We start from the raw sequence: 15,677 nt of genomic DNA, 5'->3' as shown, positions 1-15,677 counted from the left end.
CTTAGACCACCGCCGCCGGAGCACGCGCATCGAGCGTCGCGCCCTCGTACACCTGACCGAAGCGGTTGGCGAGGAATTGCGGCAGCGACACCTGCTCCTGACGCACGAAGCCCGCTTGCGGCAGACGCTTCTCGCGGAACAGATCGAGCACCGCGCACATCGAACCGGCCGTGGTGATCTGGATCGCGCTCATCGGCATGCCGCAGACGGTCTTCGCGAAGATCTTGCGCGTGAAGACTTCCTGCACGAGCTGGCCGTTGCGCATGCCGGTGACGGTCATGAAGATCAGCACGACGTCCTGCTCGGTCGACGGAATCGCGCGGCGCATGATGTTCTTGAGCGTGTCGCGGTCGCCGGAAAGACGCAGATCCTCGAGCAGGAATTGCATCAGCGCGCGATGCCCCGGATAGCGCACCGACTTGTAGTCGAGCGACTCCACGCGGCCTGACAGCGTTTCGCACAGCGTGCCGAGTCCGCCCGAGGTGTTGAACGCCTCGTACTCGACGCCGTCGAGCGAAAAATGTTCGAGTCCTTCGAGCGGCTGCACCCATTGCATGCGGCTGTCGCGAATCGCTTCGCAGGGCTGGCAGTATTCGTTGATGAGACCGTCCACGCTCCACGTGAGGTTGTATTTGAGCGCATTGGTCGGAAACTGCGGCAGCGCGCCGACGCGCATTTTCACTTCGCGGATCTCGGTGAAGCGGCTCGCGAGCGCGTGCGCCGCGATGCCGATAAAGCCCGGCGCGAGACCGCACTGCGGCATGAACGCGTGATCGGCGCCTTCGGCGAGCGCGCGGATCGCATGCGTGGCGCGCACGTCCTCGGTCAGATCGAAATAATGCACGCCCGCACCCTTGGCCGCTGACGCGACATTCACGGCGAGGTAATACGGCAGCGCGTTAATCAGCACGTCGTAGCCTTCGAGCGCGCCGCGCAGCGCGGCGGCGTCGGCGGAGTCGACGCGCACGGTGGGAATGCCCTGCGCCGAAAGCGCGTCGAGCGCGCGTGCATCGCGGTCGAGCGCGGCCACTTCGTAGTCGCCGGTTTCGCGCAGCATGTGAGCAATGGTGTGGCCAATCAGGCCGGCGCCTGCAATCGCGACTTTCATCTCGCCTCTCCTTTTCATGTTCTGTGATCGATGGGCTTGCGGCGCCCGTTCGCAGACAGTCTAGGGAGGTGCAAAATCAGTTGATAGGCGCAAAATGATGCGCTTTGTCGTCGACTTTCGTCATTTAGACGAAGGTTTTCGTCAGAGTGACGAAAAAGGGTAAAAACAGCGTAAAAACGCGCCGCGGCAAACCGCGTCGGTGCGCTTCAATCCGCTTCAATCCACCCCAATCCGTTTCAGCCCATCACCGTACCGCGGTCGATCTTGCGCGCGAGCACGATCGACGTGGTCGTGCGCTCCACGCCCTGCATGCCGCCGATCTGGTCGAGCAGATCGTTCAGCCGATCGGGCGAATCGGCGCGCAGCCACGCCACGTAGTCGTATTCGCCGCTCACCGCGCAGAGCAACTGCACCTCGGGCATCTTGCCGAGCCGCTTCTGCACGTCCGGCCCGTGACGCGGCGCGATGATCAGTCCGACCCACGCCTGCAGGCTCGCGTCGAGCACGTCCTGGCCCAGGCGCACGCCATAACCGGCGATCACCTGCGTGCGTTCGAGCCGCGCGATGCGCGCGAGCACCGTGGTGCGCGCGACGTCGAGCTGACGCGCGAGATTGGCCACGCTTTCGCGCGCGTTTTCCTGCAGCAGCGCGACGAGGCTGCGGTCGAGGTCGTCGAGTTGGTCGAGGCGCGGCGGTCTCATCGAGGAAGCGGCTCTCTATGTGAAGAAACGTTAAGAAGCTCGCGCCATTATCGCGCGCGTGGCCACGACAGTGAAAGCACGCCGCCACCTTCATGCGAGGCGGAATGCGATGCGCACTGCGTATTTCAGGGTATTTCGGAGCGTTTCGTTTGTAAGCAGTTGTGGCATCGCAGCCGCTTTTACACGATAACGTGGTACTAATATCGGCTGTTACCGGCCTCGCTGCCGGGTAACGCGCCTACTCGCTACGAAACGAAGATTCAAGGAGCAACAATGAAGAAAGCTTTCGTCATCCTGGCCGCTACGCTGTCCATGAGCGGTGCGTTCGCGCAAACCGCCGCGTCCACGCCTGCGGCTGCTGCGGCGTCGGGTGCCGACGTGCGCGCTGCACAGCATCAGCAACGCGTGGAAGAGCGTATCGCTTACCTGCACTCGGCGCTGAAGATCACGCCCGAGCAGGAGCCGCAATGGAAGGCGTTCGCCGACACGATGCGCAACAACGGCGAGACGATGGCCACGCTGTACAAGCAGCGCGCGGACAGCGAAACGTCGCGTAACGCGCTCGACGACATGAAGCAGTACGCGCAGATCAGCCAGGCGCACGCCGAAGACATGCAGAAGCTCGTGACGGCTTTCGAGCCGCTCTACACCAGCCTCTCGCCGGAACAGAAGAAGCTCGCCGACACCACCTTCCGTCACCGCGGCCCGGGTCCGGGCGCGAAGGGTCCGGCTCACGGCAAGCACAAGGGCAAGCCGAAGTCGAAGGCGCCCGCAGCGGCAGCCAGCGGCGCGGAAGCCGCAAGCGCGCCGGCAGCCGAGTAAGCTCGCTGGAGGCTGCGCCGCTGCAGGGCCACGGCTCGAAGCGGCGAAGCCTTGCGGAACCTGCGAAGGCCGGGCATCATGCCCGGCCTTTCTGTATTTCTGGACTGCGCTTCCGGACGGTATTTCCGGACTGTATTTGCGGGCCGCTTTTCTGGCCTATATTTCAGGCAGTCGTTTTCCGCTTCCCTGCTTTCTGCGCCTTCCGCCACCATGATCGAACTGAACCAACTCGACCTCGCCACCGATCCCGCCGCGCAACGCGTCGTCAAGGACGAAACCGTGACGGTCGAATTCGCCGCCGCGCCCGGCGAGCTGATGAGCCTCGAAGGCCCGAACCGCTACGCGCAAGGCGACGCGATCATCACCGGCGCAACCGGCGAACGCTGGGTGGTCTCGCGCGACCGTTTCGATCCGAAATACCTGCCCGCCGATGCCGCGCTCGCGCACGGCGCGCCCGGCGCGTATCGCAACCGCCCGTCCGTGGTGCTCGCCAAACGGATCGACGAACCGTTCACCATCGTGCGCTCGGCGGGCGGCGACCGCCTCACCGGCGCGGCCGGCGACTGGGTCATGCAATACGCACCCGGCGATTACGGCGTCGTCAAAGCCGCGCGTTTTGCGAAGGTCTACCGGCTGGCGGACTGAGCGACGCGCTCGTCGCTCGTCGCTTCATTGGGCGTCCGTCGCGCTCAGGCAAACTCTTCGTCCAGCGCGAGCGTCACGTCGCGCGGCGTTTCCTCGCCCTTCGCATGCTGCTCCTCAAGCGAGCCGATGGTCGCTTCCACGTAGGCGCGCAACACCGCGAAGCTGCGTCCGCGCAAACGCGGCGGCAGCGCGCGGTAACGCGCGAGCGCGGCGGGCGCGATGGCCACCGAGAGCGTCATGCGGCGCGCGGCGGCGCCCATGCGCATCGCCACCCAATGCACGACGAGGAGCGGCGCGCCGTTATCGGCGGGCTGCTCGCTAAAACGCGTCTGTTCCGGAAACAGATCGGCGATCACGCGCGCGAGCTCCTCGAAATCGGGACTCGCGCATTCAAACAGATAGTCTTCCATCGCTGACCAAAAAAGTGAAAAAGCGCTGCGGTGCAGGACTCTATCAGACGGCGCGCGCGGGGCGTCCGGGCGCGCAGCGGCGGAACAGCACGACGGCCACCGCGACTGCCACGACCGCATAGAGCGCATCGACGGCGACGAGCGGCACGAGGCGCGCCTGGAACATCGCCGCGGGCACGTCGATCAGCGCGTGCAGCACGATCGCGAGCGGCAGGATCGACTTGCGTCCCGCCTGCACGCCGCGCCACATCAGCACCGACAGCCCGATCTGGAACACGAAGGCCGCCGTGCGTTCGAGCGCGAAAATGCCGGCCTGCAGCGGCGACAGCGTGGCGAGCACCAGATGCACGCGCAGCACCGAATCCATCGTGAGATTGCTCAGATGCGTATCGAGCTCGCCGCGATTGGCGAGCACCGCGAAGAAGATCCACTGCAACTGCACGAGCACGCCGACGAACCAAGCCTCCGCGCCGCCGTGGCCGATGCCGTAGGCGAGGCCCGTGCTGTCGACGGGCGTGTTGGGCAGACGGCCGCCGCGGCGCGCGAGCATGCGCATCGCGATGTAGCGCCCCACTTCCTCGCAGACGCCCGCCGCGAGCGCGCCGTAGAGCACGAAGGCGAGCGGATTTTCGAACAGTTGCGCCGTGGCCGGATTCTGATGCAGCACGAAGTCGTTGAGTCCGCGTTCGAGCACGGTCGCAAACAAGGCGAACACCGCGACGCCGGAAATGGTGTCGCGCCAGTCGAATCGGAACGGCTTGCGCAGCCGGCGATAGACGGTAATGGGCAAAACGGCGACGAACAGCGTGGCGAGCGACAGGCAGACGAGCGTGACCGGATCTACGTGCATGGGTTTCCTTGTGACATCCGGCGCGCCGGGCGCGCGCCGCAGCCCGAATCATCGCAGATATCGGGCGGCTCGCGCAGCCCCGGCTGCGCGCCCATGGCGCGTCGCGCGCGTTTTTTGTCCGGGCGCTGCGGCGTTCAGCCGAGCGTCGACGCGCGCACGACGAGTTCGCCGGGAAACGCCGCCGCGCGCGCGGCGGGCGCCGCGCCTTCGATGCGCTCGTGCAGAAATTCCACGGCGCGATAGCCGATCTCGCGTGTCGGCTGGCGGATCGTCGTGATGCCGGCGAGTTCGGCCCATTCGGGATCGTCGATGGCGATCAGGCCGACTTGCTGCGGCCATTGCGCGCCGAAGCGCGCTTTCAGATGCAGCGCGAGGCGCAGTGCGACCGGCGCATTCGCCGCGAACAGCGCGCAGCGCGCGCCACGCTTCGCGGCCTGGGCGAGATGCGCGTCGAGTGCGTCGAGCGCGGGCGCGACCGCGTCTTCCTCGCGCAGATCGAGTACCTGGGTCGCGTGCGCGACGGTTTTGGCGTGCTGCGCGTCGTGCGTCGCGTGGCGAAACGCCGCTTCGCGCTCGCGCCGCGAACTCACGTGCTCGAACGGCTGCACCACGAAGACGAGGTCGTCGTAGCCGCGTTCGAGCAGATGCTCGACGCCTAGACGCACGGCCGCCGCATTGTCGAGACCGACCACGTCGGCGTCGAGGCCATCGACGGTGCGGTCCACCAGCACGGCCGGAATGCCGCCGCTGCCGACCGGTTTGAGCATCGACTCGCGCACGCCGAGCGCATTCACGATCACGCCTTCCACGCGATACGTCGTCAGCAGTTGCAGATAGCGCCGCTCCATGTCGACTTCGTTGGCGGCGTGGCAGATCAGCGGCATGTAGCCGAGCGCATGGCACGCCGACTCCACGCCTTGCAGCACTTCGACCGAATACGGATTGGCGAGGTCGGCGAGCAGCAGCCCGAGCAGACGGTTGCGGCCGCGCTTGAGGCCGCGCGCCATCTGGTTGGGCCGGTAGTCGAGGCGCTCGATGGCGGCTTCGATGCGCGCGCGCAGATCGGGCGACAGCACCGACAACTCGCCGTTCAGATAGCGCGAAATGCTGGTCTTGCCGGTGCCCGCCTCGCGCGCCACGTCGCTGATCGTCGCGCGGCGCGGCGCGGCCGCCGGGGCGTCTGCGTGCGGGTCTGCCTGAGTGTCTCGATGGCCGCCGTCCACGCCCATGCTCATCGCGCGAGCACCTCGCGATTGACGATGTTGTTGCGCAGCGTGCCCGCGAGCGCGCCGACGAGGTTTTCGGCGGCGTTGCGCGCCATCGCGTGACGCGTTTCGTGCGTGGCCGAGCCGATGTGCGGCAGCGCCACCACGTTCGGCAAGCGCAGCAGCGGCGAAGCCGGATCGATCGGTTCCTGATCGAACACGTCGAGCCCCGCGCCGTGAATCGTGCCCGCTTCGAGCGCGGCGATCAGCGCCGGTTCGTCGACGGTCGCGCCGCGCGACGCGTTGATCAGAATCGCGCTCTTCTTCATCTTGCGGAACTGCTCCGCGCCGATCATGTGACGCGTGGCGTCGGTCAGCGGCACCTGGAGGCAGACGAAATCCGACTCCGCGAGCAGCGTGTCGAGTTCGACGCGGCGCGCGCCATACTCGCGCTCGGCCGTCTCGTTCGGGCTGCGGTTGGTGTAGAGCACGTTCATGTTGAAGCCCAGCGCCGCGCGCCGCGCGACCGCCCCGCCAATGCGTCCGAGCCCGACGATGCCGAGCGTCTTGCCCTGCACGTCCACGCCGAATTGCGGCGCGCCGATGCTGCCCTTCCAGTGGCCCGCCTTCACCCAGTCGGCCAGTTCGACCACGCGCCGCGCGCTCGCGAGGATCAGCGAGAACACGGTGTCGGCGGTCGATTCGGTCAGCACGTCGGGCGTGTGCGCGAGCACGATGCCGCGTCGCGTGAGATCGGCGACGTCGAACTGGTCGAAGCCGACCGAGATGGTCGACAGTGCCTTGATGCGCGTGCCGTCGAGCATCGCGGGCGTCACCTTCACGCTCGCGCCGATCGCGCCGTCGGCGTCCTTGAGCGCGGCGGCGAGCGCTTCGGCGTTGTTGCCATCGACGAATTCGACTTCGGCGTGCTCGCGCAGATACGCGGTGACGTCGTCGGGCAAGGCTTTGTAGGCAACGATTTTCTGCTTCATAGGTGCGCTATCTCTCGAATGCTTCAATGCGGTCGGGACGGTGTGACGATGTTCTTGAAAGCGTTATTTTCCATGTACTGGCGCGGCATAGCCAGCCGCGTCGTCGCGCTGCGGCTTGACGGCGAGCGTGAGACCCACCGCGGCCACCAGCGCCGCGCTCATGAACGCATAGGATGCCGCAGGCGAGCCGGTCGCGCCATTCAGATAGCCGACCACGTACGAGCCCACGAACGAACCGAGCGCGCCCATGCTGTTGATCAGCGCCATCGCGCCGCCCGAGACGTTCTTCGGCAGCAGCTCCGGCACGATCGCGAAGAACGGGCCATACGGCGCGTACATCGCCGCGCCCGCCACGATCAGCAGCGCGTACGAAAACCAGAAGTGCGTCGTGCCGAGCGCGTACGAACCCGCGAAGGCGAGCGCGCCGACCAGCAGGAACGGCCACACGAAGGCGCGGCGATTGTCGAGCTTGTCCGACGCCCACGACGCCGCGAGCATCGCGATGGTAGCAGCGAGATACGGCAATGCCGAGAGCCAGCCCGTTTCGACCATGCCGAGCGCCGAGCCGTTCTTCACGATCGACGGCAGCCACAGCACGAAACCATACACGCCGATGCTCCAGCAGAAGTACTGCGCCGAAAGCAGCATGACCGCCGGCGTGCGAAACGCTTCGGCGTAATTCTTGACCGGCTTGATGGCGGCCTGTTCGGCGCGGAACGCGGCGTCGAGCGCGCGCTTTTCGTCGTTCGAGAGCCACGTCACCTGGGCGGGTTTGTCGCGCACGAGGCACCACCAGCACACGGCCCACACCACGGCGGGCACGCCCTCGGCGATGAACATATGACGCCAGCCGAACGCGTGCACGAGATAGCCCGAGACCACCGACATCCACAGCACCGTGACCGGATTGCCGAGGATCAGGAAGGTGTTCGCGCGCGAGCGTTCGCTCTTGGTGAACCAGTTGCTGATGTAGATGAGCATCGCGGGCATCACCGCGGCCTCGACGACGCCGAGCACGAAGCGGATCGCCATCAGCGAGGGAATGTTGGAGACGATGCCGGTGAGCGCCGCGCAGCCGCCCCACAACACGAGGCTCACGAACACGAGCTTGCGCACGCTGCGGCGTTCGGCGTAGACCGCGCCCGGAATCTGGAAGAAGAAGTAGCCGAGAAAGAACAGCGCGCCGATCAGCGACGAGAGCGCCGGGCTGATGCCCAGGTCGCGATTGATGCCGGCCGCCGACGCGAAGCCGTAATTCGCGCGGTCGAGATACGCGAGGCTGTACGTGATGAACACGATCGGCATGATCGCCCACCAGCGGCGCGGTGCGAGCGAGGTTGAGGTCATCGATGTCTCCTGTTGATCGCATCGGGCGCGGCTGCGCCTCGTGCGGCCCCCTGCATGGCGGATGGCTGCCGGGCGGCGGTTCAATTGCGCCCGGCTTTTGCCGTTTCAGGCTGCTTCGTAGTGATGCGAGGTGTGGCGTGTTTTATGCGGCGTGAGCGGTATCGGTGAGATCGACAGTAGCGGGCGTTTCCTGCGCTTCCTGCGCTTCCTGCGCTTCGAGCGCGTCGAGCTGCGCGCGCGTGGGCAAGCCTTCCGAGTCGCCGATCACCTGCACCGCGAGCGCGCCGATGCGGTTGCCGCGCGCCACCGCTTCGGGCAGCGTGCGGCCTTCGAGCAGCGCGCTGACCACGCCCACGGCGAAACCGTCGCCGGCGCCCACGGTATCGACCACCTTCTCCACCGGCTGCGCCTGCACGTGGCCGTACGCGCCCTCGGCGGTCTCGAAGTACGCGCCTTCCGCGCCGAGCTTCACGACCACGCCGCGCGCGCCGCGCTCCAGATAGAAACGCGCGATCAGCGCGGGATCGTCCGAGCCCGTGAGAATGCGGCCTTCGTTCACGCCAGGCAAGACCCAGTCGGCGAGCCGCGCGAGTTCGTTGAGCGTCGCGACCATCTCGGCTTCGGAGCCCCACAGCGTCGGGCGCAGGTTCGGGTCGAAGCTGATCGTGCGGCCCGCTTCACGCATTTCGCGCGCAAGCAGGAACGCGAGTTCGCGCGAGGTGGCGGAGATCGCGGGCGCGACGCCGCTCAGATGCAGATGGCGCGCGCCGAGCACGTAGCCGCGCTTGAAGTCGCCGATCGACAAATGGCTCGCCGCCGAGCCGCGACGGAAATATTCGATGGCGGGATCGCTGCCGTCGTCGCATCGGGACTTGAGCTGGAAACCGGTGGGAAAGCGCTCGTCGGTGGCCACGCATTGCGTGTCGATGCCTTCCTGTTCGAGCACCGCGCGCACGAAGCGGCCAAACGAGTCGTCGCCGACGCGGCTCATCCAGCCCACCTTGAAGCCGAGGCGCGCGAGGCCGGTCGCCACGTTGAGTTCGGCGCCCGCCGCGCGCTTCGTGAACTGCGCGACGCCGTGCAGCGGACCGGTTTCGGCGGCGACGAACATCGCCATCGCCTCGCCGTAAGTGATGACATCGAGTGAGTGGTTCATGGAATGCGTTCCTGAATGGAGAGAATGCGGGCCGTTCGTGTGCGTTGAGGTGTGCTTTGAGGCGCGCTTCAGGCGGCGCCGAGCCAGCTCACGTAGCGCGCGGCGTCGTCGGCGAGGCGCGTCTCGTCGAACGGAAATTCGATGCCGCGCGGCACGTCCGACGGCAGGCGCGCGAGTGCGGCGCGGCACAGCGGATCGTCGGCGGCGGGCGCGCAGGGGAAGCGCCGCGCGCCCTCGCCCTGCACGGCCTTGCAGTGGATGTACTCGACGTGCGGCGCGAGCGCCACGGCGGCCATCAGCGGCGCTTCGCCGGTCCATTGCCAGTTGCCGATATCGAACGTCATGCCAAGCAGCCCGTCGTGGCCGCTCGCACGCAGCGCGCGAAACAGCCCGGTGAATTGCGCGAGACGGCCGCCCATTTCAAGCTGGCCGTTTTCGACGACCACGCGCGGCAAACGCGTTTCGCTTGCTACGACGTTCGTTGCGGCCTTCGCGCCCAGTTCCGCGAGCACGTCGGCCAGATGCGCCGCGTGCGCGTCGCCGGCGAAACCGCCGAGCTGAAGCTTCACGAACCGCGCACCGAGCGCCTGAGCGCACGCCACCGCCTCGCGCAGCGCGGATGCGTCGAGCGCGCCGTCCTCGGCGTAGAGCGAATCGGGCGTCGACCACACGGACCACATCTGCGCGTTCGCAAATGCCGTGCCGAGGCTGCGCAGCGCGTCGAGGCTGGCGTCGGCGTCGTCCATCAATTCGCGCCGCACCTCGAAAGCGTGCGCGCCGCCCGCGTTCGCGACCTTCAGCCACGTCGCGTGTCCGTCTCGCCGGATCGCCCCGGCGCCGAACGCGCTCGCCACAATTGCCACTTCCGCCATCGTCGTCTTCCTGTTTCCGGGCCGGCCGGAGCGCGTTTCGCGCGATCCGGCACCCTTTCTCATTGCTTCATATTTGCTTTGGAACCGGTTCCAATTCAGTCCCGAAAAAAGGCGCGTGAAGCGCCTGATCGATGGCGGGATAGTGCGCCGACGCGCCGCGCGACGCCATTGTGGAAATCCCCTAAGTCAGGGCGGGAACCTGGCCGCCGCGCTGCCGTCATCGGGCGTATCGAGCAGACAGAGTTCGAGAAAGCGCTGGGCGACCCGCGAAGCCGCGCCCGCGTGCGGCACGAGGATCGAAAAGCGCCGCGCCAGTGGTTCCGGGCCGATGCGGATCTGCCCCAGCGCGCCGTCTTCGTGGCGCATCGACATCGCCGAGACGAAACCGATGCCCATGCCCGCGCGCACGGCCTCTTTCACGCCCTCCACGCCCGCGATTTCGAGCGCGACGCGCATGGGCACGGCGGCGCGCGCGAACGCGCGCTCGACGAGCTGACGCACGCCCGAGCCGTCCTCGCGCAGCACCAGCGGCCAGTCGGCGAACGCGCTCAAGTCGCAGCGCGGCGGTGTCGGTGACGGTGTGGCAGTCGCGCCTTCGCGTTCATCGAGTTGTGCGATCAGCGGATGCCCGCGCGGCACGATGGCCACGATCTCGTCCTCGTGCCACGGGTGCACGGCGGTATCGGCGGGCAACTGCTCGCCCACCGGCCCTTCCACCAGCGCGATATCGAGCTGGCCGAGCATGGCGACGACGTCCGAGGTGTTGCCGCTCGCGGTTTCGAGCTTGACGTCGGGATAGCGCCGGTGAAACGCCGCGACCAGATACGGCAGCCGGTAGCTCGCGGGCGTGGTGCTCGCGCCGATGCGCAGCGTGCCGCGTTCGAGCCCGCGCAGCGCGTCACGGAACGCCTGAGCGTCGCGCCAGGTGTCGCGCAGGCGCGCCGCATAGGCCGCGAGCTGCTCGCCGGTAGGCGTGAGCCGCACGCCGCGGCCGTCGCGCTGATACAGCGGCTCGCCGAATTCCTCCTGCAGCAGCCGCAATTGCCCCGACACGGCGGGCTGCGACAGATGCAGCGCCAGCGCGGCACGGCTGATGTTGCGGTGCTCCGCGACGGCGGCGAACGTTATCAGTTGCTCCGGGGTCATGGCTTAGATCTATAAGGTTGACCTATATTTTACTTCGTAAATGACGATTATTCATATCGTTATATCTAAATTAGGATTAGCGCATTCGCTCGATACTTAACTGGATAACCGTCATGTCCACCCCATCGACCACGCTTGCGCATTCCCCGTCGTCTACACGCGGCCAACTGAACGGCGTCTTGTTCGTCGCCCTGTTCGCGGCCGCCGTCACGCGCGTCGCCGCGCTGCCCGCCATCGCCAATCTGGGCCTGAGCCCGCTGATCGTCGGCATCGTCGCGGGCGCCGTCTACGGCAACGCCTTGCGCGACGGCATGCCCGAAAGCTGGGCCGCCGGCGTCAACTTCTCGGCGCGCAAGCTGCTGCGCATCGCCGTCGCCTTCTTCGGGTTGCGCGTGAGCCTGCAGGAAATCGCGCAGGTGGGCGTGCCGGGGCTCGTCGAGTCGGTCGCCATCGTCGTGAGCACGCTCGTGATCGGCACGTGGGTCGGCATGAAAGTCATGAAGCTCGATCGCGACACCGCCATTCTGACGGCGGCGGGCAGCGCGATCTGCGGCGCGGCCGCCGTGCTCGCCTTCGAGTCGACGCTGCAATCGAAGCCGCACAAGAGCGCGATGGCCGTGGGCAGCGTGGTGCTGTTCGGCACGCTCTCGATGTTCCTCTATCCGCTGCTGTACCGCGCGGGCTGGCTTCATCTCGACACGGTCGGCGCGGGCCTGTTCTTCGGCGGCACGATCCACGAAGTCGCGCAGGTCGTGGGCGCGGCGAGCAACGTGAGCCCCGAGGCCACGCATATCGCCACCATCGTCAAGATGACGCGCGTCATGCTGCTCGTGCCGGTGCTGCTCGTGCTCGGCGTGTGGCTGAACCGCTCGGCGCGCCAGGCCGTCGCCAGCAAGACGCACGGTGCGCAGCACGAAGCGCACCACGGCGCCCGCAAGCTCGCGGTGCCCTGGTTCGCGCTCGGCTTCCTCGCGCTGGTGGTGGTGAATTCGCTGCACGTACTGCCCGAAGCGGCCACCTCGACGCTGAACACGCTCGACACCTTCGCGCTCACGATGGCCATGACCGCGCTCGGCATCGAAACGCGCGTCTCGCAGATCCGCCAGGCCGGTCCGCGTGCGCTGACGACGGGGTTCATCCTCTACGTGTGGCTGACGCTCGGCGGCCTCGCGATCACCTGGGGCGTGGAGCGTCTGTTCGGATGACCCGCGCATGATCCGCGGCCGAGCGGGAGCCGCCCGCGCCGCCCTTCCCGTCAGCGCCAACAGCGCCGTCAGCCCCGCCCGCCGCGGGGCTTTTGGCGTTTGTGCGCCGGGGGCACGCGCAATCCAGGCGCGCCGGTTGCGAGCCATACTGTCCACTGCCGCCCGACGTTCAGGCGGCGGCTCGACCAGGGGGACGACCGATGGCATACGAACTGTATTACTGGGACGGCCTGCAAGGCCGGGGCGAATTCGTGCGGCTCGCGCTGGAAGAAGCGAAGGCGCCGTATATCGACGTGGCGCGCGGCTCGAAGGACGATGGCCAGGGCATCGGCGCGATGATGGCCGAACTGGACAGCGACGACCCGTATCCGCCCTACGCGCCGCCGTTTCTGAAGGACGGCGAGCTGATCGTGCCGCACGTGGCCAACATCCTGTTCTACCTTGGGCCGAAGCTCAAGCTCGCGCCGCGCGACGAGGGTCTGCGGATCATTGCGAACGGCTTGCAATTGACGATCGCCGATCTGGTGACCGAAGCACACGACACGCATCATCCGATCGCGGGCGGCCTCTATTACGAGGACCAGAAAGACGAGGCGAAGGCGCGCTCGAAGGATTTCATCGCGCATCGCATTCCGAAATTCATGGGCTATTTCGAGCGCGTGCTGGCGCAGAATCCGGACGGGCCGCGCCACATGGTCGGCAACGCGCTCAGTTACGTCGATCTTTCGATGTTCCAGATCGTCGAAGGGCTGCGCTACGCGTTTCCGAAGGCCACGAAACATTTCGCCGATTACTATCCGCACGTGGTCGCGCTGCACGACGCCGTGGCGGCGCGCCCGCACATCGCCGCGTATCTGGCTTCGGAGCGGCGTTTGCCGTTCAACGAGACCGGCATTTTCCGGCACTACCCGGAACTCGACCACGCCGTGCGCTGAACGCCAGGCGGCGCTGCCGGCGCCCGCCCGCCTGCTATCGGGCTGACGCAGCGCATGCCGCGCGCTGTGCGGCCCCGGCGTTCGCGACGCCCGCGCGCCGCCGCGACGTTATCCTCGCTTTATCGACGCTTTCGCATGCACGCCGCCCCGCGCGCGTGCGATCCTGTTCACCTGTTCAATCCGTCTGCCTGCCGTGCTGTCATTCCTGCTGAAACTGCGCACCCGCGCCCGCGATCTCTTTCGCCTCTCCGACGCCCACACGATGCTGATCTGGTCGGTCATCGTCGGCGTGGCCGGTGCTTTTGCGACCGTGCTGTTTCGCGAAGGCATCGCGCATCTGCAGATTCTGTTCACGGGCAGCGAAGGCAGCTTCGTCGAGATGGCGCGCCGTCTGCCGTGGCACACGCGCATCTGGCTGCCCGCGGCGGGCGGCTTTATCGCGGGCTGTCTGCTGCTCGTCGCCAAGCGCAGTTCGGCGGGCGACGCCGCAGGCGGCGGCAGCAAGCCGATCCACACCGACTACGTGGAAGCCGTGGCGATCGGCGACGGCGTGATGCCGGTCGGCAAAAGCATCTGGCGCAGCGTTTCGTCGCTGTTCACCATCGCGAGCGGCGGCTCGATCGGCCGCGAAGGCCCGATGGTGCAACTCGCCGCGCTGGCCGCCTCGCTGATCGGCCGCTGGGTGCACTTCGATCCGCAGCGGCTGCGTCTGCTGGTGGCGTGCGGCGCGGCGGCCGGTATCACCTCGGCGTACAACGCGCCGATCGCGGGCGCGTTCTTCGTCACCGAAATCGTGCTCGGCTCGATCGTGATGGAGAGCTTCGGGCCGATCGTGGTTTCTTCCGTGGTCGCCAACATCACCATGCGCGAGTTCGCGGGCTACAAGCCGCCGTACGAGATGCCGGTGTTTCCGCCCGTGACGGGCATCGAGGTGCTGCTGTTCGTCGCGCTCGGGCTGCTGTGCGGCGTGCTCGCGCCGCGTTTTCTCTCGCTGCTCGACGTCGCCAAGGCGGGCTTCGGCAAGCTGGCGATTCCGCTGCCCGCGAAACTCGCACTCGGCGGCCTCGTCTGCGGCGTGATTTCGGTGTGGACGCCCGAAGTCTGGGGCAACGGCTACAGCGTGGTGAATTCGATCCTGCATTCGCCGTGGACGTGGACCGCGCTCGCGGCGGTGCTCGTCTTCAAGCTGATGGCGACGGCGGCGACAGTCGGCTCGGGCGCGGTCGGCGGCGTGTTCACCCCGACGCTGTTCATGGGCGCGGTGGTGGGCTGCCTGTTCGGCCAGGGCATGCATGCGCTGTGGCCGCATGGCACGTCGGCGCCGTATGCGTATGCGATGGTCGGCATGGGCGCGTTCCTCGCGGGCGCGACCCAGGCGCCGCTGATGGCGATCCTGATGATCTTCGAAATGACGCTCAGCTATCAGGTCGTGCTGCCGCTGATGCTGTCCTGCGTGGTCGCGTACTTCGTCGCGCGCGCGACCGGCAAGAAGTCGATGTACGAAATCACGCTGCATCGCAATCGCGAGGAAGCCGAGCGTCTGCGCCTGCGCGCCACGCAGATGCGCGAACTCGTGCGCCCCGCCGACACGGTCGTGCGCGCCGGGGCGACGGTGCAGGAAATGACGCGCGTGTTCCTCGAATATCCGGTCAAGTATCTTTACGTGACCGACGACGACGGCCGCTTCCTCGGCGCAGTCGCGCTCGCCGACATCACGAACGACCTGCTGCAAAAGCGCGATACCTCGAACAAACATGCCTGCGACTACCTCAAGGCTTCGTTCGACGTGCTGACGCCCGACATGCCGCTCGCTGTTGCGTTGCAGCATTTCATGTCGTTTCAGGGCGAGCGTCTGCCGGTGATCGAAAGCGCGCAACAGCCCAAACTCGCGGGCGTGGTCTATAAGACATCGCTGCTCGATGCGTATCAGCGGCTGAACGCCGAGCGCTGAGGCCGCGTGGCGGTGCGCGCCTGTAGCGCCTCGCCTCTCGCGTTTTGCAGACCGATCGATGAAAAAAGCACGCGCGTTCGCGACGCGCGCAGGCTTTTGCTGCCATTATGAGCAGGTCGCTCGCGCGTGTGCGCGGGCCGGCGGTCACAGCCGGTTTCTCCAGCCGGCCCCTCGTCGCACAGGCCGCCTCGCCCGCCGTTCGCACGCGCCGCGCTGAGCCGCTTCGCTGCTGGGGTTGCCGTGATGTTTGCCATCGTCGGCGCGCCTTCGGCACGCGGTCGCCGCATCGCACGGACGCAGGGGCGCACTGTCGCGGTACGGCACTTGCTGTG

15 protein-coding genes are annotated in these 15,677 nt (G+C 67.0%); 5 read left to right on the top strand and 10 right to left on the bottom strand.

All coding sequences use genetic code 11. The features are described from left to right. Nucleotide 1 precedes the first annotated feature (1 nt). A complete protein-coding gene (locus BMY06_RS15995; RefSeq protein ID WP_065064726.1) occupies nucleotides 2-1,108 on the bottom strand; it encodes a saccharopine dehydrogenase family protein in 1,107 nt (368 codons plus the stop codon). Nucleotides 1,109-1,344: 236 nt separating this feature from the next. Then, a complete protein-coding gene (locus BMY06_RS15990; RefSeq protein WP_065064724.1) occupies nucleotides 1,345-1,809 on the bottom strand; it encodes an Lrp/AsnC family transcriptional regulator in 465 nt (154 codons plus the stop codon). A 273-nt stretch (nucleotides 1,810-2,082) separates the two neighbouring features. On the opposite strand from BMY06_RS15990, the gene BMY06_RS15985 reads away from it, so the two are divergent. Together BMY06_RS15985 and BMY06_RS15980 are read left to right on the top strand one after the other, a co-directional pair. Continuing rightward, nucleotides 2,083-2,631, top strand: coding sequence for a Spy/CpxP family protein refolding chaperone (locus tag BMY06_RS15985; RefSeq protein ID WP_074984106.1), 549 nt, complete (start codon nucleotides 2,083-2,085; stop codon nucleotides 2,629-2,631). A gap of 210 nt (nucleotides 2,632-2,841) precedes the next feature. Next, entirely contained in the window at nucleotides 2,842-3,276 is a 435-nt protein-coding gene (locus BMY06_RS15980; RefSeq protein WP_065064720.1) for a PGDYG domain-containing protein, read from the top strand. Nucleotides 3,277-3,320: 44 nt separating this feature from the next. Here BMY06_RS15980 and BMY06_RS15975 read toward each other — a convergent pair whose 3' ends face one another. The 8 genes from BMY06_RS15975 to BMY06_RS15940 all read right to left on the bottom strand — a co-directional run bounded on the left by BMY06_RS15975 (nucleotide 3,321) and on the right by BMY06_RS15940 (nucleotide 11,254). Further along, nucleotides 3,321-3,686, bottom strand: a complete 366-nt coding sequence (locus BMY06_RS15975) for a DUF3022 domain-containing protein (RefSeq protein ID WP_065064718.1) — start codon at nucleotides 3,684-3,686, stop codon at nucleotides 3,321-3,323. 43 nt (nucleotides 3,687-3,729) lie between these two features. Beyond that, entirely contained in the window at nucleotides 3,730-4,536 is an 807-nt protein-coding gene (locus BMY06_RS15970) for a YhfC family intramembrane metalloprotease (RefSeq protein ID WP_065064716.1), read from the bottom strand. A 134-nt stretch (nucleotides 4,537-4,670) separates the two neighbouring features. After that, nucleotides 4,671-5,765 carry a LacI family DNA-binding transcriptional regulator gene (locus BMY06_RS15965; protein WP_074984104.1) on the bottom strand — a complete coding sequence of 365 codons (1,095 nt, stop codon included), beginning with the start codon at nucleotides 5,763-5,765 and terminating at the stop codon, nucleotides 4,671-4,673. A gap of 2 nt (nucleotides 5,766-5,767) precedes the next feature. Continuing rightward, nucleotides 5,768-6,733 (bottom strand): NAD(P)-dependent oxidoreductase, encoded by a 966-nt coding sequence (locus tag BMY06_RS15960; RefSeq protein WP_074984103.1) that lies wholly within the window; start codon nucleotides 6,731-6,733, stop codon nucleotides 5,768-5,770. A gap of 63 nt (nucleotides 6,734-6,796) precedes the next feature. Then, nucleotides 6,797-8,080, bottom strand: coding sequence for an MFS transporter (locus BMY06_RS15955; RefSeq protein WP_074984101.1), 1,284 nt, complete (start codon nucleotides 8,078-8,080; stop codon nucleotides 6,797-6,799). Between the two features lie 142 nt (nucleotides 8,081-8,222). Continuing rightward, entirely contained in the window at nucleotides 8,223-9,236 is a 1,014-nt protein-coding gene (locus BMY06_RS15950) for a sugar kinase (RefSeq protein WP_074984099.1), read from the bottom strand. Between the two features lie 68 nt (nucleotides 9,237-9,304). Next, nucleotides 9,305-10,108 carry a sugar phosphate isomerase/epimerase family protein gene (locus tag BMY06_RS15945; protein WP_074984098.1) on the bottom strand — a complete coding sequence of 268 codons (804 nt, stop codon included), beginning with the start codon at nucleotides 10,106-10,108 and terminating at the stop codon, nucleotides 9,305-9,307. 186 nt (nucleotides 10,109-10,294) lie between these two features. Next, a complete protein-coding gene (locus BMY06_RS15940; protein WP_074984096.1) occupies nucleotides 10,295-11,254 on the bottom strand; it encodes a LysR substrate-binding domain-containing protein in 960 nt (319 codons plus the stop codon). A 113-nt stretch (nucleotides 11,255-11,367) separates the two neighbouring features. Here BMY06_RS15940 and BMY06_RS15935 point away from each other — a divergent pair, with 113 nt between their 5' ends. The 3 genes from BMY06_RS15935 to BMY06_RS15925 all read left to right on the top strand — a co-directional run bounded on the left by BMY06_RS15935 (nucleotide 11,368) and on the right by BMY06_RS15925 (nucleotide 15,345). After that, complete coding sequence (locus tag BMY06_RS15935; protein ID WP_074984095.1) at nucleotides 11,368-12,459, top strand: YeiH family protein; 1,092 nt, start codon at nucleotides 11,368-11,370, stop codon at nucleotides 12,457-12,459. Nucleotides 12,460-12,659: 200 nt separating this feature from the next. Continuing rightward, nucleotides 12,660-13,394 carry a glutathione S-transferase gene (locus BMY06_RS15930; protein WP_074984093.1) on the top strand — a complete coding sequence of 245 codons (735 nt, stop codon included), beginning with the start codon at nucleotides 12,660-12,662 and terminating at the stop codon, nucleotides 13,392-13,394. Nucleotides 13,395-13,587: 193 nt separating this feature from the next. Then, nucleotides 13,588-15,345: a ClcB-like voltage-gated chloride channel protein gene (locus tag BMY06_RS15925; RefSeq protein WP_065064699.1), complete on the top strand. Its 1,758-nt coding sequence runs from the start codon at nucleotides 13,588-13,590 to the stop codon at nucleotides 15,343-15,345. Nucleotides 15,346-15,677 lie beyond the last annotated feature (332 nt).

The organism is Paraburkholderia tropica, assembly GCF_900109265.1.
In the GTDB taxonomy this organism is placed as follows: Bacteria; Pseudomonadota; Gammaproteobacteria; order Burkholderiales; family Burkholderiaceae; genus Paraburkholderia; species Paraburkholderia tropica.
The sequence above is the reverse complement of the archived record's forward strand: the minus strand, read 5'-3'. Positions and strand labels throughout refer to the sequence as shown.

Coding starts and splice junctions, on each gene's coding strand:
- BMY06_RS15995 (WP_065064726.1), bottom strand. CDS start 1,108: ATGAAAGTCGCGATTGCAGGCGCCGGCCTGATTGGCCACACCATTGCT.
- BMY06_RS15990 (WP_065064724.1), bottom strand. CDS start 1,809: ATGAGACCGCCGCGCCTCGACCAACTCGACGACCTCGACCGCAGCCTC.
- BMY06_RS15985 (WP_074984106.1), top strand. CDS start 2,083: ATGAAGAAAGCTTTCGTCATCCTGGCCGCTACGCTGTCCATGAGCGGT.
- BMY06_RS15980 (WP_065064720.1), top strand. CDS start 2,842: ATGATCGAACTGAACCAACTCGACCTCGCCACCGATCCCGCCGCGCAA.
- BMY06_RS15975 (WP_065064718.1), bottom strand. CDS start 3,686: ATGGAAGACTATCTGTTTGAATGCGCGAGTCCCGATTTCGAGGAGCTC.
- BMY06_RS15970 (WP_065064716.1), bottom strand. CDS start 4,536: ATGCACGTAGATCCGGTCACGCTCGTCTGCCTGTCGCTCGCCACGCTG.
- BMY06_RS15965 (WP_074984104.1), bottom strand. CDS start 5,765: ATGGGCGTGGACGGCGGCCATCGAGACACTCAGGCAGACCCGCACGCA.
- BMY06_RS15960 (WP_074984103.1), bottom strand. CDS start 6,733: ATGAAGCAGAAAATCGTTGCCTACAAAGCCTTGCCCGACGACGTCACC.
- BMY06_RS15955 (WP_074984101.1), bottom strand. CDS start 8,080: ATGACCTCAACCTCGCTCGCACCGCGCCGCTGGTGGGCGATCATGCCG.
- BMY06_RS15950 (WP_074984099.1), bottom strand. CDS start 9,236: ATGAACCACTCACTCGATGTCATCACTTACGGCGAGGCGATGGCGATG.
- BMY06_RS15945 (WP_074984098.1), bottom strand. CDS start 10,108: ATGGCGGAAGTGGCAATTGTGGCGAGCGCGTTCGGCGCCGGGGCGATC.
- BMY06_RS15940 (WP_074984096.1), bottom strand. CDS start 11,254: ATGACCCCGGAGCAACTGATAACGTTCGCCGCCGTCGCGGAGCACCGC.
- BMY06_RS15935 (WP_074984095.1), top strand. CDS start 11,368: ATGTCCACCCCATCGACCACGCTTGCGCATTCCCCGTCGTCTACACGC.
- BMY06_RS15930 (WP_074984093.1), top strand. CDS start 12,660: ATGGCATACGAACTGTATTACTGGGACGGCCTGCAAGGCCGGGGCGAA.